Source organism: Vreelandella zhuhanensis (assembly GCF_009793355.1).
Lineage (GTDB): Bacteria > Pseudomonadota > Gammaproteobacteria > Pseudomonadales > Halomonadaceae > Vreelandella > Vreelandella zhuhanensis.
The window spans coordinates 86,140-106,609 of record NZ_WTKP01000006.1 but is presented as its reverse complement, the minus strand read 5'-3'; the positions used below and the strand labels follow the sequence as shown (position 1 = coordinate 106,609).

18 protein-coding genes are annotated in these 20,470 nt (G+C 53.6%); 1 reads left to right on the top strand and 17 read right to left on the bottom strand.

Annotated features, from left to right (window positions below; translation table 11 throughout):
* Nucleotides 1-54: 54 nt before the first annotated feature.
* The 17 genes from GPM19_RS09800 to GPM19_RS09720 form a co-directional block, all read right to left on the bottom strand.
* On the bottom strand, nt 55-765 hold the full coding sequence (locus GPM19_RS09800) for an acetyltransferase (protein WP_160418858.1): 711 nt from the start codon (nt 763-765) through the stop codon (nt 55-57).
* A gap of 141 nt (nt 766-906) precedes the next feature.
* On the bottom strand, nt 907-1,539 hold the full coding sequence (locus GPM19_RS09795) for a sugar transferase (RefSeq protein WP_160418857.1): 633 nt from the start codon (nt 1,537-1,539) through the stop codon (nt 907-909).
* The gene (locus GPM19_RS09790; RefSeq protein WP_160418856.1) at nt 1,536-2,660 is read right to left on the bottom strand and encodes a glycosyltransferase family 4 protein; all 1,125 of its coding nucleotides are present in this window, start codon (nt 2,658-2,660) and stop codon (nt 1,536-1,538) included. The genes GPM19_RS09795 and GPM19_RS09790 overlap by 4 nt, the downstream gene beginning before the upstream one ends.
* Nucleotides 2,657-3,934: a Vi polysaccharide biosynthesis UDP-N-acetylglucosamine C-6 dehydrogenase TviB gene (gene tviB / locus GPM19_RS09785; RefSeq protein WP_202114782.1), complete on the bottom strand. Its 1,278-nt coding sequence runs from the start codon at nt 3,932-3,934 to the stop codon at nt 2,657-2,659. The genes GPM19_RS09790 and tviB overlap by 4 nt, the downstream gene beginning before the upstream one ends.
* An 81-nt stretch (nt 3,935-4,015) precedes the next feature.
* Nucleotides 4,016-5,044 carry an SDR family oxidoreductase gene (locus tag GPM19_RS09780; protein ID WP_160418855.1) on the bottom strand — a complete coding sequence of 343 codons (1,029 nt, stop codon included), beginning with the start codon at nt 5,042-5,044 and terminating at the stop codon, nt 4,016-4,018.
* A 174-nt stretch (nt 5,045-5,218) separates the two neighbouring features.
* Nucleotides 5,219-6,397, bottom strand: coding sequence for a hypothetical protein (locus tag GPM19_RS09775; protein WP_160418854.1), 1,179 nt, complete (start codon nt 6,395-6,397; stop codon nt 5,219-5,221).
* A gap of 197 nt (nt 6,398-6,594) precedes the next feature.
* Nucleotides 6,595-7,752: a glycosyltransferase family 4 protein gene (locus GPM19_RS09770; RefSeq protein ID WP_202114781.1), complete on the bottom strand. Its 1,158-nt coding sequence runs from the start codon at nt 7,750-7,752 to the stop codon at nt 6,595-6,597.
* Entirely contained in the window at nt 7,749-9,641 is a 1,893-nt protein-coding gene (gene asnB / locus GPM19_RS09765) for an asparagine synthase (glutamine-hydrolyzing) (protein ID WP_160418853.1), read from the bottom strand. The genes GPM19_RS09770 and asnB overlap by 4 nt, the downstream gene beginning before the upstream one ends.
* Before the next feature lie 200 nt (nt 9,642-9,841).
* On the bottom strand, nt 9,842-10,738 hold the full coding sequence (locus GPM19_RS09760; RefSeq protein WP_160418852.1) for a glycosyltransferase: 897 nt from the start codon (nt 10,736-10,738) through the stop codon (nt 9,842-9,844).
* A 149-nt stretch (nt 10,739-10,887) separates the two neighbouring features.
* Nucleotides 10,888-12,177 carry an O-antigen translocase gene (locus GPM19_RS09755; RefSeq protein ID WP_160418851.1) on the bottom strand — a complete coding sequence of 430 codons (1,290 nt, stop codon included), beginning with the start codon at nt 12,175-12,177 and terminating at the stop codon, nt 10,888-10,890.
* Nucleotides 12,174-13,301: a DegT/DnrJ/EryC1/StrS family aminotransferase gene (locus GPM19_RS09750; protein ID WP_160418850.1), complete on the bottom strand. Its 1,128-nt coding sequence runs from the start codon at nt 13,299-13,301 to the stop codon at nt 12,174-12,176. The genes GPM19_RS09755 and GPM19_RS09750 overlap by 4 nt, the downstream gene beginning before the upstream one ends.
* A complete protein-coding gene (locus tag GPM19_RS09745; RefSeq protein ID WP_160418849.1) occupies nt 13,301-13,762 on the bottom strand; it encodes an acyltransferase in 462 nt (153 codons plus the stop codon). The genes GPM19_RS09750 and GPM19_RS09745 overlap by 1 nt, the downstream gene beginning before the upstream one ends.
* Nucleotides 13,759-14,160: a sugar 3,4-ketoisomerase gene (locus GPM19_RS09740; RefSeq protein ID WP_160418848.1), complete on the bottom strand. Its 402-nt coding sequence runs from the start codon at nt 14,158-14,160 to the stop codon at nt 13,759-13,761. The genes GPM19_RS09745 and GPM19_RS09740 overlap by 4 nt, the downstream gene beginning before the upstream one ends.
* Complete coding sequence (rfbA, locus tag GPM19_RS09735) at nt 14,157-15,035, bottom strand: glucose-1-phosphate thymidylyltransferase RfbA (protein WP_160418847.1); 879 nt, start codon at nt 15,033-15,035, stop codon at nt 14,157-14,159. The genes GPM19_RS09740 and rfbA overlap by 4 nt, the downstream gene beginning before the upstream one ends.
* A gap of 88 nt (nt 15,036-15,123) precedes the next feature.
* Nucleotides 15,124-16,203, bottom strand: a complete 1,080-nt coding sequence (gene rfbB, locus GPM19_RS09730) for a dTDP-glucose 4,6-dehydratase (protein ID WP_160418846.1) — start codon at nt 16,201-16,203, stop codon at nt 15,124-15,126.
* Nucleotides 16,204-16,275: 72 nt separating this feature from the next.
* Nucleotides 16,276-18,477 (bottom strand): polysaccharide biosynthesis tyrosine autokinase, encoded by a 2,202-nt coding sequence (locus GPM19_RS09725; protein ID WP_160418845.1) that lies wholly within the window; start codon nt 18,475-18,477, stop codon nt 16,276-16,278.
* An 80-nt stretch (nt 18,478-18,557) separates the two neighbouring features.
* Nucleotides 18,558-19,676 (bottom strand): polysaccharide export protein, encoded by a 1,119-nt coding sequence (locus GPM19_RS09720; RefSeq protein ID WP_160418983.1) that lies wholly within the window; start codon nt 19,674-19,676, stop codon nt 18,558-18,560.
* 444 nt (nt 19,677-20,120) lie between these two features.
* On the opposite strand from GPM19_RS09720, the gene GPM19_RS15235 reads away from it, so the two are divergent.
* Nucleotides 20,121-20,465, top strand: a complete 345-nt coding sequence (locus GPM19_RS15235; protein ID WP_202114780.1) for a hypothetical protein — start codon at nt 20,121-20,123, stop codon at nt 20,463-20,465.
* The last annotated feature ends 5 nt before the right edge of the window (nt 20,466-20,470 follow it).

The window sequence follows — 20,470 nt, the reverse complement described above, 5'->3', positions numbered from 1 at the left end:
AGAATGGAAGTGTTGCGTGAAGCCACGCAGGAAGAGGAGGATATGTCCAGGAAGCTATTGTGTCAGGAGAGCGGTTCCGCCTGAAGGCTGGTGCCGGATTGCAGCGGGCGGGCCGGAGTGCAGCGGGCGGGCCGGGGTGCCCACCATGGTCAGGCCATCCGAGACATGGGACACCACAGTGCCGTTGGCGCCGATGACCACTCCACTGCCCAGGTGCACCAGCTGCCTGATGGAAGCGCCGATACCGACCCAGGAGCCTTCACCCACCACCACACCGCCGGCCAAGTTCGCCCCGGGTGAGACATGCACGCCATCGCCCAGCCGGCAGTCGTGGTCCACGCTGGCTCTGGTGTTGATGATGCAGGCTTCCCCCAGGTGCACATCCACCTGCACCACGGCACCCGCCATCACCACACTGCCCTTGCCCAGGCTGGCCAGGCGGCTAACCACCGCGGCGGGATGCACCAAGCTCACCAGGTTAGCACCGGCATTGGCCAGAGCAGCCTGTTTATTAAGGCGAATGGCGTTGTTGCCGATACCCACGATGACGCCATCGAAGTCGGCGAGCTGTTCGAACAGCGCTTCGGTATCACCCACGACATGCCAGATCCCGTTAAGCTGCTTTTCCGGCCAGGCGTCGTCGAAGAAGACGACCTGCTCCCAGCCAAGCTGAATGGCCATGTCCGCAATCACCTTGCCATGGCCGCTGGCACCCAGCACAGCAAGGCGGCGCGTCTTACGGTTTGAAGAGTCGGTGCGGGTCATGGGCATTCCTCTACGGTTAAAGGCTGTCATGGCTGCCTGCTTAGTACCAAGCACTTGATGAGACAGAATGACGAAACTCATACCATGATAGCGTATCAATCGACGCAGAGCGAAAGAGAGAAAGAGAGAAAGAGAGAAAGATTACGAGCGCGACTCGTTGTCGGCATGACAAGGCATTTCATGCGGGTTACCGCGAAATTTCGTCATCGTCGCCTGGCCTTCCGCCGAGATACCGTCACGAACCAGCACCTGTTTCACGGTTAATTTCAGGATATTGAGATCGAGCCCGAACGACCGGTTGTCGACGTACCAGACATCGAGCTTGAACTTCTCGTCCCAGCTCAAGGCATTGCGCCCATTGACCTGGGCCCAGCCGGTTACCCCCGGGCGTACCTCGTGGCGGCGATACTGTTCCTGGCTGTAGAGCGGCAGATACTCCATCAGCAGCGGGCGCGGCCCCACCAGGCTCATGTCACCCTTGAGTACATTCCACAGCTCCGGCAGCTCATCCAGGCTGGTAGCGCGCAGAAAACTGCCGAACGGTGTCATACGCTGGTCATCCGGCAGCGGGTTGCCGTGCTTGTCCAAGGCATCCAGCATGGTGCGGAACTTCACCATCTCGAAGGGTTTGCCATGCAAACCGGGGCGGGTCTGGCGGAAGAATACGGGGGAGCCGAGTTTGCGGTGGATCAGCAGAGCAACAACAGCGGTTACCGGCAACAGAACCACCAGCGCAACGGTGGACGCTACCACATCGAAAATACGCTTAATCATTCAATCCCCATCTCCCCCAACATAAACTCATTCACCCGGTGCACATCGTATTTCTGCTCCGCCACCTGCCGGGAACGCTGTCCCATCTTGTCCACCAGTTCCGGTGTTTCAATAAAACGCACCATGGCAGCCGCCAGCTCGTCCACCGCCTTTACCGGCACCAGAAAACCATTGTCACCATCCGTGACTGTCTCCCGGCAACCGGGGGCATCGGTAGTGATCACCGGCCGGCCCATGGCCATCGCCTCCAGTACGGTGCGGGGCGTGCCCTCTCGGTAAGAGGGCAGCACGTACACATTGCAATCGGCAATGGCCGGGCGAACGTCCGCCAGTTTGCCCAGAAATTCCAGGGCACCGGAGCTTACCCACTCATCCAGCTCGTGCTGGGCAATGGCATCCGGGTTATCGTCAATCCAGCCCACCAGCTTGAAGCTTGCCTGAGGATGCTGCGCCCTCACCTTACTGGCTGCCTTGGCATACTCACGAACACCCTTGTCACCTAACAGGCGGGCAATCAGCAGAAATGAAGGCTTCTCCGGCAGCGGTGCCAGCGAGTAATCCGCCACATCCACACCGGAGCCATTCACCACGCAGGAAGGAACACTGGCTGGCAGCAAACCCAGTTCCCGAAACAGCGCCTGGTCATCCGGGTTCTGGAAGAACACCTTGCGGCTTTTGGAAAGCCCGAACCGATACAAGCGCTGAATCAGCTTTCGCAGCAGGCCACGTTTACCCGAGGCTTCACCCGTAAACGCATAACCCAGCCCGGTAACCAGTGAAAATCGGTTGGGCACACCCGCCAGCCACGCCGCCAAGGAGCCGTAAATCACGGGCTTGATGGTATACCCCAGCACGTAATCCGGCCGAATGCGGCGCATCAGCCGCCACAGTTCAGCCATGGTGCCCATATCCGCAACCGGGTTGGTGCCAGTGCGTTTCAGGCCGATCTCATGCAGGGTAATGCCCAGCGCTTCCAGCTCTTCACGAATATCCTGCACACCGGCCAGGTCTGGCGCCGCCACATGCACATCCAGCCCCTTTGCCAGCAAGGCCTGCAGTAACGGCCCTCGAAATTTGATCAGCGAATCGGGGAAACTGGCAATCAACAGAAATGTCTTCAAAGTCGCAAATCCACGTCGCGCTTGGGCAACACATACTTCAGGTCGTAGAGCACGTGCTCGGGCTTGCCCCAGGCGCGAATGGCTTCAACGGCCATCTCGCGGAACTCCTGGTGGGCCACGGCCAGGATGATGGCATCGTAGGCGGAAGCTTCCGGGTGCTCCACTGGGCGGATGCCGTATTCATGCGCGGCCTCGGCCTTGTTGACCTGGGGGTCATAGACATCCACCGCGATGTTGTAGTCGGCAAGCTCGTTGAGAATATCCACCACGCGGGTGTTGCGCAGGTCCGGGCAATTCTCCTTGAAGGTCAAGCCCATCACCAGCACCCGTGCCCCTTCCACATGGATGCGCCGCTTGATCATCTGCTTGATCAGCTGGCTGGCCACATAGGCGCCCATGTTGTCGTTGATGCGCCGCCCCGCGAGGATCACCTCGGGGTGATAGCCCACCTGCTGGGCCTTGTGGGTCAGGTAGTAGGGGTCCACGCCGATGCAGTGACCACCCACCAGCCCCGGGCGAAACGGCAGGAAGTTCCACTTGGTGCCGGCGGCTTCCAGTACTTCCTCGGTGTCGATTCCCAGACGATTGAAGATCACCGCCAGCTCGTTGATCAGGGCGATGTTGATATCACGCTGGGTGTTCTCGATCACCTTGGCCGCCTCGGCTACGGCGATGGAGCTGGCCTTGTGGGTACCGGCGGTGATCACCTGGCGGTAGAGCGCATCCACGAAGTCGGCGATCTCCGGGGTAGAACCCGAGGTCACCTTGCGGATGGTGGTCACGCGGTGTTCCTTGTCGCCGGGGTTGATGCGCTCCGGGCTGTAACCGGCGAAGAAGTCCTGGTTGTAGGTAAGCCCCGAGACCCGCTCGATCACCGGAATGCAGTCTTCCTCGGTGGCACCGGGGTAGACAGTCGACTCATAAATCACCACATCGCCTTTCTGCACCACCTGGCCCAGGGTCTCGCTGGCCTTGATCAAGGGGGTAAGATCCGGTTGACGGCTGGCATCGATGGGCGTGGGCACGGTAATGATGTATACATTGCAGCCGCGCAGCGCCTCGAGATCGCTTTCGAAACTCAGCCGGCTGGCCTGGGCCAGCAGTTCCGGCTCCACCTCCAGGGTGAGATCGATGCCATCGTTCAGCTCACGAATACGCTGGGTATTGATATCAAAGCCCACCGTAGGCAGTAGCTTGCCGAACTCCACCGCCAACGGCAGCCCCACATAGCCCAGGCCGATCACGCCTAGGCGCACATTATCCATGCTCAGCATCAGTTTCTCCCTCGCGGTGCTTGATCAATAAAAACGGCTATCAGTAAAAACGGGTAACAGTTGAATCGAGATAGCGGCCACTCAACCACGGCCACGAAAGTGCTTCACATACCAGGGCATCGCCTCGTGAATGCCATCCTGAATGGTGTAGGTCGGGGCATAGCCGAGTAGCTTCCGGGCCTTGCCGATATCGGCCTGGGAATGGCGCACATCACCGGGGCGAAAGTCGCGGTAGGTGGGGGTCTGAGAGTAGCTAACGCCCTGCTCGGCCAAGGCGGCCTGGATGGCGTCAAACAGCTGATTGAGGCTGGTACGGGCGTTGACCGCCACGTTGTATACCTCGCCCTGGGCCTCATCCGTTGCGGTGGCGGCCAGCAAGTTGGCCTGGACGGCATTCTCGATGAAGCAGAAATCGCGGCTGGTTTCGCCATCGCCGTTGATGAACAGCGTATCGTTGGTGAGCATGGCCCCCGCCCAGGCGGGGATCACCGCCGCATAGGCACCGTTAGGGTTCTGACGCTTGCCGAACACATTGAAGTAACGCAGCCCAGTGGCCTTGAAGCCATAGGTGCCGGCAAACACCTCGGCATACATTTCATTGACCACCTTGGTCACCGCATAGGGCGAAAGCGGCTTGCCGATGCGGTCTTCCACCTTGGGCAGTGCCGGATGATCACCATAGGTGGAGCTCGACGCCGCATAGACGAAGCTCTTCACCTCGGCATCCTTGGCGGCCACCAGCATGTTCAATTGGCCAGTGATATTGGCCGCATTGGTGGCGATGGGGTCCGCGATGGAGCGCGGCACCGAACCCAGCGCCGCCTGGTGCAATACATGGACCACCCCCTCACAGGCCTTGGCACAATCTTCCAGGTTGCGGATATCCCCCTCGATGAAATGGAACCGCGCCCACTGTGCCGGAGTGACCAGGGACTTCACCTCATCCAGGTTGGCCTGAAAGCCGGTGGCGAAGTTGTCCAGCCCGACCACTTGCTGGTCGAGCTTGAGCAGGGTTTCCAGGAGGTTGCTGCCGATAAAGCCGGCACAGCCGGTTACCAGCCAGCGACGCGGCTGCTGGCGCAGCGCGGCTTGGCATTCGTCGAATGACATGGAGGTTCCTGTTGGTACTAGATGTGGGGAAGAGTCGTATAGAGAAGAGACGCATGATGAGGAGTCGAGAATTGCCTGCCTGCGCTCAGGCCGGACGTGGTGCGGTCAGTGCCTCGTTCATACAGACCAAGGCGGCGACCACTGGATAACTTGCTACTATTAAAATTGGCTTCATTATTTCAATTCACTGTCATCGCTCTTGCTCAACGAAAGGATCGGAGGTGTCGTGCATTGTTTCTTGCCAATGACAGAGAGCAGTAGAAAAATCAGCATAGGTGCAAACATCCATTTCTGGCGCAAGGCAATACCAAGATTTGCAGTTACCATCGACAATATAATCCACGCCACCAACACATAAGCCCACATGAATACTCTATTACCAACTGAGCGCACACGACACTTAAATAAAACCCACCCACCAAACACAAATAAATACAAGAGGATCGCATTATCTAGTGCCGCAGCAACTGAGAAAATTGAATTTATCTCTAAAAAAGTTGGTCGGAACATGTAGGTGAACAACTGTACCGGCAGGCTCATGGAAGAAATATCCACGCCCCCTCCACCCTCCATATTATAGGATTGACGTTTATCGATATATGCATTAAGCGAATCAACACTGACGGTTTCCCCAACGCCAGCATATTGCAGAGCGAAGGGAACGAGCATCCCAGCGATTGAGATAGCGCCAATCCCGCAAATTAACCTTTTACCGAGCGTCATATTGGAGTCAAACATTACGGCAAGCGCTAACCCCATTACCATAATACCGGCCATATGAGGCCGCACCATTAACATGACTACGATGGCTATTGCCATCAGCAACCCGCGTTTACCAAGGTCTAAAGCCGCCCAAAGAGCCAATCCTGTGGCCATAAAAGATAACGAGTCTTTGCCAATAGCTGATGACCAAAAGCTCACTGACGGCAAAAATACGATGACTGTTGCCAGCTTAATAACATACGGCTTTGCATTGCGAGTAGCGACTTTAAGAGAGCCATTGAGAGCAAGCAACCCGATGGATCCAAAGATATTGAATATGAGAAAAGCGCCTAGTATAGAAACACCAACGCCCTGCACCAAAAAAGCCGTGAAATAATCCACACCCGCAGTTCCGAAACTAAATACAACTTCACCTTCGGAAGCCTTCCGAAAATACGCAACGGCGTCACCGCCAAACCGCAAGACAAACCATAAATAAAATAGACAAAATATTGTGTGCCAGCAATATAATCCCAAGCTACGTAGCGAGCCGACGCTGAAGCATCTCGCCAATAAAATCATTAGCAGAGCACCGATTACAAAAACAGAAAAAGCGACGATGACGTGCCAAGCAGTTGAAACAATTTCCATGAATACGCTATAAACTCTTGAGATACGTTGATTACAACCAGGAAAAATACCAAATATTCAGACAAGTGAAAAACTAGGTGGGCGGCCTCAAGCTCCATGAGCAAAAGCCGTTAGATAACCACATTAGCTCCTACTAGCAAAGCGCTACGAAGCCCGTTGTAGCGCGGTTTTTTATGCGTTTTCCCTAGTAGGTAAGGTCAGACTTCCATAGTAAGTTTCATGTTTAAGGGATCAACTAGTGATTTATAGAGATCAAAATACTGCTGGCTAATGGCATCTATTGTGAAGTTATGACGAATTCTCAAAGCAGCAGCATGCCCTAACTCATCCCTTCCAGCTGATGAGATGGATAGCATTTCACTCAGTTTTTTTGCTAACCTTTCAGGTGAGGCAGCTGGGACTACCCATTCAGACTTATTCAATAGGTAAGCTGCATCGCCTACATCCGTTGTCACACAGGGCAAACCAACCGCCATCGCCTCACCTAATACATTTGGGAAGCCTTCTGTTACAGAGTGCAGGCAAAAAATATCACTGGATTGCAGGCATGCAGATACATCGCTTCTTTCACCCAACAGATGAAAGGCTTCGGCATGGCCTGTTTTTTCAATCATGGTCATGAGCTGTGCGTTCGAGTGATCAAGGTCACGCCCTACCAGCCAGAACCTTACATCGTCAAAATGTGCGGCCACCTTGCCAGCGGCTTCGATGAAAGTTTTATGGTCTTTTACCGGATTGAAACGCCCGACAGATATAACAACCTTAGAATTCTGGCTTATGCCCAACTGTTCGCGAACGGTTGATTCAGCATTGCTTGTTGAAAGAATCTTATCAAGTTTAAACCCGTTGGGAATCACCTGCATCTTGCTCGATGCGTAGCCAATACCTTCATGTACTTTTTGGGATGCGTTGGCCGCGCACACAATGACGCGAGGTATCGGCCCTGACAACCATGCACACAGTTTACGAACCAGCAAAGTGACTTTACTACCGCCCTTACGGATATCGGTACTGCGGATACCCCAAACCACATTACGCAGCCCTGCACTACGTGCTGCCAGCCCACCCAGAAGATCGGCATGATACATCCAGGTATGAACAATATCTGGGCGTAATTGCTGCAAAAGTTTACGCAACTTGAAAAAAACAAAGGGGCCTTTAGCAATAGAGGACATATTCAGACAATATACGGTAATACCCTGTTTGCTAAGCTGCGCACCAAATACACCCTGATCTGTCAGTGAAATAATCACATGCTCAATGTCTGACTGTTCAACATGTGACTCTACTAAACGCTTAAGCATCAGTTCAGCGCCGCCTACATCCAGGCCAATAATAACGTGTGCTACTTTCACTGTTTTTCTATCCAAGCCTGAAACATCAAAATACTCCACAACTTACGTGCATGATCACGTTTGCCTGATAAATGAGCTTGCCACAAAGCACCTATTGGAGCCGGATGGAAGTAGCCTTCTTCCTCCAAGCGATGGGAGTCAAGCAAGTTCTCAGCCCAGTCCCTTAATGGCCCGCGCAACCACTGCCCCAGCGGCACTGAAAAGCCTTTTTTAGGACGTTCGATCAGCTCACGAGGGACATGGCGGTACAGCACTTCACGCAGAATCCATTTACCCACACCATCACGAATCTTCATCTGCAAGGGTAATTGCCAAGCCAATTCAACAACGCGATGATCAAGCAAGGGGACACGTGTCTCAAGGCTATTTGCCATAGCCGCCCGGTCTACCTTCACAAGGATGTCGTCCGCCATGTACTGGCCGGCATCCATGGCCATCATCCAATGTTCAAAACTATCAGTTTGCGGCCATTGATCACGGCTATTCAGCAGTGTAGGCAGTTCCCGCGCACCGATTACCAACTGCTCTGGCCTATTCCAGTGGCTCATCAGTACTTGATAAAAGTGTTCTCGATCCTTGGCCGGAAAAACGCTCAAAAGCTTAGCCAGCTTATCGGGTAAAGGCAGCCCTGATAGCAGGCGAACAGCCAGTTGCCTCAGCGGTAATGGCAAGCGCTTTAAATGATCCCATATACGCGGTGCAAACTGATGAGGGTTGTAGCCACCGAAGAGCTCATCACCACCATCACCACTGAGTGCAACGGCGACGTGCTCCTTTGCCATGCGGCTGACCAAAAAGGTAGGTAATTGAGAACTATCAGCAAAAGGTTCACAGTATATCTCGGGTAAGCGAGGTACCAAGTCCAATACATCCTGAGCACTGACATAGAGTTCAGTATGATCCGTGCCTAAATGCTGTGCGACTTCCTTTGCGTATTCAGCCTCATTATAACCTGGCTCATCAAAGCCAATCGCAAAAGTGCGAACAGGCTGTTTAGAATGCTGCTGCATCAAAGCCACAATAGTGCTGCTATCGACACCACCACTGAGAAACGCCCCTACAGGAACATCTGCCAGCATTTGATCTGATACTGCCTGGCTAATCGTTTGTTCCAACAGGTTAGTGGCTTCAAGATCGGAGACGTTAAACGGATTAGAAAGGCCAGACTCCACAGCCTGATTCAATTGCCAATACGCCTTAGGTTGTACATCAGTACGCAGCTTGCCATTTTTGATCTGCACATACTGACCGGCAGGCAGCTTTTCGATGCCTTGATAGATAGAATGTGGCGCGGGGATATAGTTGTGGCGCAGTAATAGGGCCAAAGCTCCGCGATCCACGTTCGCATTAAAACCAGGATGTACTTTAAGTGCTTTAAGCTCGGAACCAAATAACAATGTATCGCCACACCAACCCCAGTAGAGCGGTTTTTCACCCAAGCGATCACGTGCCAATGTCAGCTTCTGCTCTTGTTTGTCCCACAAAGCTAATGCGAACATGCCAACTGTTGATTGTAGGGTTTGCTCAACGCCCCATGCACTAAAACAAGAAAGCAGAGTTTCAGTGTCCGAGTGACCACGCCATAGCGGTGCAGTGTTTTGAGCCTCAAGCTGTGCACGTAAGTCAATGTGGTTGTAAATCTCACCGTTGAAAGCAATAACGAAACGATCACAGGCTGATGCCATGGGCTGGTGCCCAGCCGGAGTTAGATCGACAATTGAGAGGCGGGTATGGGCTAGACCGATTCTTTCATTTTCATCACACCATATGCCGATATCATCAGGCCCACGCTGGTTTAGCGTAGATGCCATCTGTTCAAGCACAAAGTTTGAATCAGATGAACAAAGCTTCTTGTTGGTTAAATAATAAAACCCAGATAAACCACACATCTAATTAGCCTTTTCACTTCTTGTAGAGTTAAAATACATTTTGTTAAATTAGCCTATAATGCTTTAGTCTCTTTTCAAAAAGTGCTAAAATGAGAAGTATTATACAGACTATGGAAGCTTGATTGAAGAAACTGAGCGCAATAACTTACTAAAATCTTCATATAATGCACGGCCAAGACGTATAAAAACTCATCTTTTCATCAGATCTTAATCCTACTAAAAGTAAAAATATAAACGAAACCAGCAACAATAGATTTTATATCGCCTGTAGATTTAATTACATAAATCAAAGTACTCAGATAAGGGAGCTTTTTCCTCAAAGACCTTATGTTAATTGCATAGCAATACAATGCCTCTCTCGCATATTCTGGGTAATTCGCAATTATGTGATTGCATGTATTAAGATGATCTAGTGAATTCTGCCCAATATCTTTTTTGAGTACAGTAACGTTTTTTTGATGACGTCTATAGCGTGCCAATATTTCGGGTATATACCTAATCTCACCACCGCTTGACAGTGAGTCAACCCAATAACACCAATCAGATGCGACAGGCAATAGCTCATTATAGCCTTTTACGGGTGCTTTATTTGCCCTAACCATAGTGGAACATGCACCATTGAAAACACCATATTTTACAGCTACTGCAACCCTACCCTCTCTAGGTTTATTTTTATTCGAGAACTTATAGAGCGAATTCCCTGTTTCATTATCAAACACATCTAAGTCATGGTAGCAAATGGTACAATCAGGATTGTTTTCCATATAATCAACTTGCTTTGCGATCTTACTTGGCAACATTAGATCATCGCCACCAATCCAAGCAAAAAATTTGCCAGAGCAAGCAAAATGTGCAGTGTTAGAGTTTTTTGTTATGCCTTGATTCTCTTCTGATAATCGCAGCACAAACTTTCCTGGATACTTTTCTACATATCCATTAAGCATTTCATGCGTACCATCTGTTGAGCCATCATCCGCTACTACGATTTCAATATTAGGGTAGTCTTGTGCTAGGCAGGACTCTATGCACTCTCTCAAGAACTCCTTTTGGTTATATGTAATTATTGCTATGCTCACCAACGGTTGTTGTCTATTCACTGCTCGTACCTAAGTTTTTTATAACCTATTTGATATATATCTTTCACGGCCTGATATTTAGCTAGTTTTTTATCGGCTTATTCCATATGCTTTTGTTAGCAAATTTTCTGTATACGTAACACTATCTTACTTATTTATGAAAATTAAAATTAACTTTGGTCTGCATGATTAGCAGTGCAACATTCATCAGCCCCTACTCTCAGCGTATAACCAATAAAGACTGCCATAACAGCCCAATAAAAAAAGTAATTGACGGCATGTGCAACAGCAACGCCTTCCAGCCCGAAAAATCCTGTGAAATAATAAGTCAGCGCATAGAAAGATGCTGCGAAGCTTATTTCTGATAAGATAAACAGTTTTATCATGGCTTTCCCTAACATTAGGTAAGCCAGAATCCAACTACCAATCTTCAATGTATCGCCTACCATCTGCCAACCAAATAATACTTCCATCTGGGAGAATTCAGCTGAAAACAGTACGCGAATTATAAAGTCACGCAACAGGTAGATAACCAAACTGCAAGCTGCCGCTACTGGCAGTATAATTTTGTAGCCTTGCATTATCTCTTTTTTAATATCAGAAGAATTTTGCAATTCAGACAGTTTTGGCAAGTAATACAAACTTAGTGTTGTTGTCACCAGCATCAGATAAGCTGCGCTGAGTCGCCACATGGCTTCCCAGTAGCCTGCGGCATCCCAGCCCAATGTTTCACCCAAGTGATTACGTATCAAGATGTGACTTAGCGGCACACAGGCTGCACTGGTCAGTGCCATTGCTGTGAACTTCGCAAGATTTTTAGCTGCCTGCTTATCGATACCGCCGAGCAGATAGCGCAGTTTGAACCAGCGTGCTTTGTATGTGAGCGTCAGGGTGACAAAGAAGGTGAGCGATTGGTAAATTGCCAGCGCAAGTAGCGCACCGTAGAGGCCTAACTGAATTGCCATGGCAGTGGTGACCGCCAGGGCAAACAAACTACCTGCGATGTTAGCGGTTACATAGCGCTGTATCTCTTTTTTCCCGTTGAGGATGGCCAGCAACAAGGTGTTGAATACAAACAACACCAGTGTTGCAGCAAACCAGATGAAAACGCTACCAAGGCTTTCATCCTTGAGAAACCAACCCGCTAAAGGTTTGTTGAAGGCTATGACACTGACCGCGACCACAACGGAGCCGACCAAGGAGATAGTACCTGCTGTACGCCAGACCGCATGCTGCTTGGCTTCGTCTTCGTAATACTCGGCAGTGTACTTGGTAACGCCAGTATTGATCGCACCGCTGGCCAGTGTTGTGATCATTTGCACGGCATTCTGGAACTGCCCCAGCGCGGCATACCCTGCTGGGCCAACATAGATGGCTAGTATTTTGTTCAGGCCCAGCAATGTCAGCATTTTGATGGCAACAGCAACTCCATTCAGCAGGCTGGTTTTAATAAGTGTCATGCTTCAGCGCATCTCAAGCGATTGCAGGCATCAATAACGGCCTGTACCTGATCGTCAGTCATCACGGGGCTAATGGGCAAGCTAAGCACTTGTTGGTGAATGGCTTCTGTCAGTGGGTAGGCTTGGATATCCCACTCGGCATAAGCCTTTTGTTGATGCGGCGGGATCGGATAGTGGATCAGCGTTTGAACACCTGCATCAGTCAGATATGACTGCAATGCTTCACGCGCTGTTGTGCGGATTACATTGAGATGGAATACATGGTTTTCCAGTGATTCAACCGTACTGTTAGCGGGTATTGGCTGAGTCAATACTGAATTTGAAATTCCGCAGGCGTAAGCAAGTGCAATCTCCTTGCGCCGTTGTGTCTCAGCATCAAGATGTTTGAGTTTTACCCGCAGCATGGCAGCCTGCATCTCATCCAGGCGGCTATTGACGCCTTGATACAAATTCTCGTATTTTTTGTGGCTGCCATAATTGCCTATGGCTCGAAGGGTTTGCGCTAATTCATCATCGTTTGTCGTTACTGCACCGGCATCACCCAAGGCGCCGAGATTCTTGCCGGGGTAAAAGCTGAATCCCGCGGCATGGCCCCAGCTACCGGCTTTGCGGCCGTATAGGCTTGCACCGTGGGCCTGCGCGGCATCTTCCAACACCAATAGCTTATGGCGTTCGGCAATATCCATGATCGCTGGCATATCCGCTAGCTGGCCATATAGGTGCACCGGGAGAATCGCTCGTGTTCGGGATGTTATAGCTTCTTCGGCCTTTTTTGGGCACAGGTTATAGGTAGCCTCATCGGGTTCCACCAGCACCGGGGTCAGGCGATTTTCGGTAATGGCCAGCACGCTGGCGATGTAGGTGTTGGCCGGCACAATCACCTCGTCACCCTCTTTTAGCCTGCCCTGCTCTTTCCATGCTCTGAGAGTCAGGGTTAGGGCATCCAGGCCGTTGGCCACGCCAATACAATGCGTACTTCCACAGTAGGCGGCAAACTCCTGCTCGAACGCTTGGACTTCTTCGCCTTGGATATACCAGCCAGAATCTATAACACGGATAGCTGCAGCCACGAGCTCATCGCGGTACTGGCCGTTGATAGCCTTCAGATCGAGGAAAGGAACCATTAATCGATATACCTGATAATTCTTGCTGGATTACCCACCACCACGGCTCTTGCCGGCACATCCTGAGTGACAACAGCACCGGCACCTACCATCCCATATTCCCCGATGGTGATGCCTGGCAACAATGTAGCGTTCGCCCCGATACTGGCATGGTGCCGCACGGTGATACCTGAAAACACTTCAGGATAGGCTTTCGAGCGTGGACAGGGGTCGTTAGTAAAGGTGGCATTTGGTCCGATAAAGACCTCTGACTCGATACGGGTACCATCCCAGAGAAACACACCGGATTTGACTGTGACGCGGTTCCCTAGCTGGACATCACCTTCAATCAAGGTATGAGCACAGATATTGCAGTCACGTCCAATTCTTGCTCCTGCAAGTATCACTACGTATTGCCAGATGCGCGTCCCTTCTCCGATGGTACATTCCGCCACATCGGCCAATTCATGCACCGAATTCATTCGCCAACCTTCTGAATGAACTCATCATAGCTACGAATGTAATCTGACTCATCGTAGTACTCACTGGCCATCACCAACAGCACGCAATCCAAGCTAAATTCATGCATTTCCCGCCAGACCATTTCTTCTATCAGCAGACCTTTTGTTGGTGAATCCAGCCAGACTGCCTCTTTTTGCTTACCGTTATTCAACACCATGCGACAACTGCCGGTCACGCATACAGCCACCTGTTTCAAGTCGCTGTGCGCATGGAAGCCGCGTGATACGCCCTCCTTGGTGCCGAAGATATAATAGACCCGCTTGATCTCGAACGGGATAGTCTTGTTGGCTTCCAGCGCGACCAGAGAGCCTCGCTCATCTCCCAAGGGTGGAAAATCGATCCAGTGAAACAGGCTCATACCTCCTCCCCGGCAATGGCCAGCAGGTATTGCCCATAGCCGTTCTTCTTGAGCGGGTTGCCCAGGCGTTTCAGGTCGTCAGCACTGAGCCACCCCTTGTTGAAGGCCACCTCTTCCAGACAGGCGATCTTGTAGCCTTGTCGCTTTTCGATGGTTTCGACAAAGTGCGCTGCCTCTAACAAGCTCTCATGAGTGCCAGTATCCAACCAAGCGAAACCGCGGCCCAACCGCTCAACGTTAAGATCGCCGCGTTCCAGGTAGGCCTGATTGATACTGGTGATCTCTAGCTCCCCTCGGTGCGAGGGCTTTACTGCCTTGGCGATCTCGATCACGTCATTATCGTAAAAATACAGCCCAGTTACTGCATAGTGAGACTTAGGTTTGGCTGGCTTTTCTTCAATCGAGATAGCGCGTTGATATTGATCAAACTCGACCACACCAAAGCGTTCCGGATCCTTGACCTGATAACCAAAGACGGTGGCGCCCGAGGAGAGGGCAGCGGCTTGTTGCAGCTTGGGTGTGAAGCCTTGGCCATAGAAGATATTATCGCCCAACACCAGGCAAACACTGTCATCACCGATAAAGTCTTCCCCGATGATAAACGCCTGAGCTAGGCCATCCGGGCTCGGCTGCTCGGTATAGCTCAGCGACACACCGAACTGGCTGCCGTCGCCCAGCAGACGCTGGAAGCTGGGCAGGTCTTCGGGGGTGCTGATGATCAGGATTTCGCGAATACCGGCTAGCATCAGTACCGAGAGCGGGTAGTAGATCATCGGCTTGTCGTAGATCGGCAGTAGCTGCTTGGAGACGCCCATGGTAATGGGATACAGACGAGTACCGGAGCCACCGGCGAGGATGATGCCTTTACGTGCCATATGTGCTTCCTTTCTGGGATCAGCGATCGGCCATCGCTGCGCGATGGATCGCGCAGCAAGCTGTGCTCCTACAAGGGGGTGTCTTGCTTTACGCCGTGGCGACGCCTAGCCGTTCGCGCTGGTAGCTGCCGTCCTGTACGCGCCGGCACCAATCTAGATTGCAGAGGTACCACTGCACGGTTTTGCGAAGACCGCTCTCGAAGGTTTCCTGCGGTGTCCAGCCGAGTTCGCGCTCGATCTTGCTTGCATCGATGGCGTAGCGCAGGTCATGGCCGGGTCGGTCGGCTACATAGGTAATAAGCGAAGAGCGAGGAACTAGGTGCGAGGGAACCATCTCATCGAGCAGGGAGCAGATCGCATGTACCACGTCGATATTCTGCTTCTCGTTGTGGCCGCCGATGTTGTAGGTCTCCCCTACCCTGCCTTCGGTCACCACCTTGTATAAGGCGCGGGCATGATCTTCTACATGGAGCCAATCGCGAATCTGTTCACCTTGGCCGTATACCGGTAGCGTCTTGCCTTCCAGGGCATTGAGAATCACCAGCGGAATCAGCTTCTCGGGAAAGTGATAGGGGCCGTAGTTGTTGGAGCAATTGGTAATCAGGGTGGGCAGACCATAGGTGCGCTGCCAGGCCCGGACTAGATGGTCTGAGCTCGCCTTGCTGGCGGAGTAAGGCGAGCTGGGCGCGTAGGCGGTGGTTTCCACAAATAGCTGTTCGCGGGCGTTAGAAACGTCTGCCGGGTGCGGCAAGTCTCCATAGACCTCGTCGGTGGAAATATGATGGAAACGAAAGGTGTCACGGCGGCCCACATCTAGCCCTTGCCAGTAAGCACGCGCTACTTCCAACAACGTGTAGGTTCCGACGATATTGGTTTGGATGAACTCAGCGGGGCCATCGATGGAACGGTCGACGTGGCTCTCGGCGGCCAGGTGCATTACCGCATCGGGCTGGTGTTCGGCGAAGACGCGTTCCAGCTCAGCCTGGTCGCAGATATCCACCTGCTCGAAGGCGTAGCGCTCGCTGCCTTCGATCTCGTCTAAGGACTCCAGATTGCCGGCGTAGGTCAGCTTATCGACGTTGACCACGCTGTCGGCGGTATGGGCAATGATATGGCGAATCACGGCCGAGCCAATAAAGCCCGCGCCGCCGGTAATGAGAAGTTTCATAGCCTTCCGAATATTAGAAAAATTGAAGCCTACAACTAACGATAAATGGGTTATCAATGTCCGGCTTTTGACTTATTTATACGCATAGTTGTAGTAGCCATAGCCATAACTGGTCGCGGCCTTGCGCTCCATGGCATTGAGAATCGCACCCTTGGCGGTAACACCTGCGGTTTCCAGCCTGCGCTGGGCGATCTGCAATTCCTTGATCGGGTTCAGTTGAAAGCGCAGCACCATCAGGGTGGTGCCGCACTGCTTGCCTACCACTGCGGCGTCGGTTACCGCGAGAATTGGTGGGGTGTCGATAATCACCAGGTCAAAGCGTTGGCTGGCTTCTTCCAGAAACTCGCTAAAACGCTGGTTCAATAACAGCTCTGAAGGGTTGGGCGGTGCGCTGCCCCGGGCGATGTAACTCAGCCCTTGTTTATTGCCTTCACGAATCACCTCATCAAGGGTTGCTTTACCCGAAAGTAACTCGGAAAGCCCGCCTTCACTCTGGGCGCCAAAGGCGTGATGCACATGGCCCTTGCGCATGTCGGCATCCACCACCAGTACCTTCTGGCCGGCCTGGGCGCATACCGCCGCCAGGTTGATCGAGATGAAACTCTTGCCGATATTGGGGCTGGGGCCGGCAATCATCAAGCGGTTGTTGCCTGCCTCCATCATCGCGAAATGCAGGCTGGTACGCAGCGAGCGCAGGGCTTCGACAGAGGTATCGGTTGGGTCAAGATCCGCAAGCACGCCGGTGGAAATGCTGCTGCTGCGTTTATCGCTACGACGCTTGATCCGCTTGATCAGCGTCTGCTGCACATTCGAGAGCGGCACGGTGGCATACACCGGCAAGCCTATTTCCTCGATCTGCTCGGGTGATTCCACCCCGCGGTTGAACAAGCCGCGCAGCAGCACCAGCCCCACCGCCAGCATGCCGCCCAACAGCGTGGCCAGCACCACGATCAATGGCTTCTTGGGTTCCACCGGGCCAGGCTGCACCACCGCCTCGTCAAGAATGCGCACGTTGCCCACGGTACTCGCCTTGGCGATCTTCATTTCCTGGATCTTGTTGCGCAGCTGCAGATAGATTTCTTGATTAAGTTCCACGTCGCGGGTGCGGCGCAGCACCTGCTGCTGGGTTTCCGGCAGGTTGTCGATACTCTCGTTGAGCCGCTCACGCTCGTTGATCAGCTGCTGCTTGTTCTCCAGCAGCGCCGAATAGGTCGGGTGGCCCGGCGAGAAGCGCCGCGAGACTTCCGACTCGGTGAACTCCAGCTCGCTGAGCTGCGCTTCCAGGTTGACCAGTCGCTCCAGGATCGACTGGGTCTCCAGCGAAAGATCCACGCTGTCCCGCTCGATGCGATAGGCATTCAGGGCGTCCTCAGCGGCACGCAATTGCTCACGAATCTCCGGTTCCTGGCCCTCCAGGAAGTTCAGGCTCTGCTCGGCCTCGGCGCTCTGGCGCTGAATGTTCTGGGTCAGGTACACCTCGCTGATCGCATTGAGGGCACGCTGGGCATGCTGTGGGTCAGGGCCGGTCAGGGAGAGGTTGAGCAGGCCGCTGTCCTTGCCCTGCTGGCCGACGCTGAAGCGTGAGCGCAGCTCATTGATGGCTTCCAACCGCGAGCGCTGGGTAAGGGTGAACTCGGCGCCGGGTGCGGCCTGGATCTCGGCGACCCTCAGCTGCACCTGGCCATTCAGAAAGGCGGCGTTCTGGCCGATGCGGCCTTCGCCCAAGGTTTCATCTTCCAGGCGCAAGCTGTAGCGGTTGGCCTCGCCGGTCACGATCGTGAACGCCTTGCCTTGCCAGGGTGCATCAACCTGGAAGTCGCCGATATTGATCGCTTCATTCGCCCAGACACTGCTCTCGGCGAAACCGCTTTTGGCAAAACCGGGGCGCTCGACGCCACGGCGCACCAGGAAGTCACCGATAACCGGAAAACGCTTCGGCGCGACTATTAGATCGAGGCGCTCCTGATCCACGGCGCGGCCTAGCACCAGCCGCGAGCGCAGAATGCCCAGCTGAGCATCGGCGCTGGGCTCATCGCCGAGCATGGCGCGCACATCTTCCAGAGGGTTGGCCATGCCCGCCTTGTTTTCCACCTGCACCAGGGCGTCGGCGCTGTAGATCGGCGTGGCCAACAGGGCGTAGACAATACCCCCAATGCTGAACAGTGCCGTTATGGCGATGATCAGCCATTTATGGTCGAGCAACAGGCCGAACAGGCGCCCCAGATCGATTTCATCATCGGCGGGGTTCGATGTCTGTGAAGGAATATCGGACATTAATATTGAGCTCTGGTGCTGAAAGCTAGGAGGGAGTCGAACCCCTCATGAAAAGTGGCGCTGTTACAGGCCCTTGAAATTTATAGGCTTTTGAAGTCGGTGCCGGTATCCGCGGCCGTGCCCGGCAAACGAACCGATGGCAGCAACAAGCTGATCACGCGGTTCCAGCGCGCCAGCGGAGCTGTGGTCACGTAAACCACATCCTGGGGCTGCAAGGGGAACTGGTTGCCCAGGGCGAAGGCAATCGCGTTACTCACATCCAGCTGGTACACCGTGGCCAAGGGGTCCGTGGACTCTTGATTAGTGCGAACCACGAAGATGCCGGTGGGCTCGGCCGTGGCTTCGTCAATGCCACCGGCGCGGGCGATGGCGTCGGTCAGCGAAATGCGCTCGTTGCCCACCGGCAGATTACCCGGGGTGCGTACCTGGCCCATTACCGCCACGCCCTGGTTTTCGGCACTGGGTACATGCAGCATGTCGCCGTCGCGCAACAGCAGGTTGTGGCGCTGGTCGCCCTGGCGCATCAAGGCGTAAAGCGAAAGGCGCTGCTCCTTGCCGTCGCGGGTCAGGATGAGCTCGTGCCAGTTGGCGTCTTCCTGAGCACCGCCCACCTGGCTGATCGCATCTCTTAGCGTCAAGGGCACGTTGGTCACCGGCAAGGTGCCGGGCTCTTCCACCGCGCCGCTAACGTAGACTTTCTGCGAACGAAACGCCGCCACCCCGACATCCACCTGGGGTTCGGCGATAAACGCCACCAGACGGCGCGCCAGCATGCTGCGCACTTCTTCCAGCGTCATGCCGCCGACTTTCACCCGCCCGATGAAGGGGTAGAAGAGCGTGCCGTCATTGTCCACCTGGTTACCGGCTTCCTCCGCGCTGCGCTCGCCCCCGGCGGGAATCGTCAGTTCGGGATGGTCGTAGACCGTCACGTTGAGCACATCGCCGGGGCCGACGCGGTATTTGTAAGCCTCAAGCTCGGCGCGCAGCTCGCTGCTCATCGGCTGCGCGGCGGATTGGCTGTGGCGGTAACTGGCCACCAGCCCGGGGGTGATCGGTTCGATATCGACCAGGTCATCGAGCGGCGCGGCGCGGCTATTCGATTCGATATGCCCACCGGGTGCCAGGGCGCAGCCGGAAAGCAGGCCAGCCAGCAGCAGGGCAACAAGCAAAGGTCGTGAAGAAGATGAAAAAGAGTGCATGCGGTTCCAGGCCTTGGGTTCAAATTCAGGCACGCTACCGCCCCGAGATGTCATGGCGCATTCTCGAGGCCTGAAGGTACTTTTCGCATAAACGCCATGACACAGGCGTTACTAGGTCATTTTTATTAAAAAAAAGGTTGTTTTAGCGAGCAACATTCATGACTGATTTAGTCAATTAATTACTGTGCTCTAGCGCTATCGTTTGGGTGGCGCATATTACACATATGCAGAAGCACAGGCTAGAGGACTTATTTCCAGGCCCTCAAAACAGCCAATTGCTTACGCGCCTTGTAGGCAATGTCTTACAAAAGGCACTTTCCTAAGTATAAAGAGCCAACAATAAAAACTTAGATAAGCAACAGGCATAGTCAGGATTTCTTACAGGCGCTACCATGTTCCCGCATTGGCGCCGTATGGCGTTTCACAGGTTTTAAGGGGTTCTCGATGATGATCAAGAAAAGTTTTGCACTGTTCGCTATCGCCGGCATGCTGGCATCGCCGCTGGCCATGGCTCAGGCAGAAACCGGCGCGGCTGCCAGTACTGGCGCGGCGGGCGGTGGTAGCGCAGCCGGTGGCGCGGCGGCAGGCGGTGCGGCGGCCGGTGGTGCAGCAGCCGGTGCCGGTGCTGCTGCAACGGGCGGCTTTGCAGGTCTCGCGGCCGCTACCGGCCTTTCTACCGCGGGATTAGTCGCCGCTGGCGCCGCTGTCGCCGGCCTAGGCGTAGCCGCTGCCGCCTCTTCCGGTTCCGACAGTTCCAGCGGCACGACGGGTACGACTGGCACCAATTGATTGGG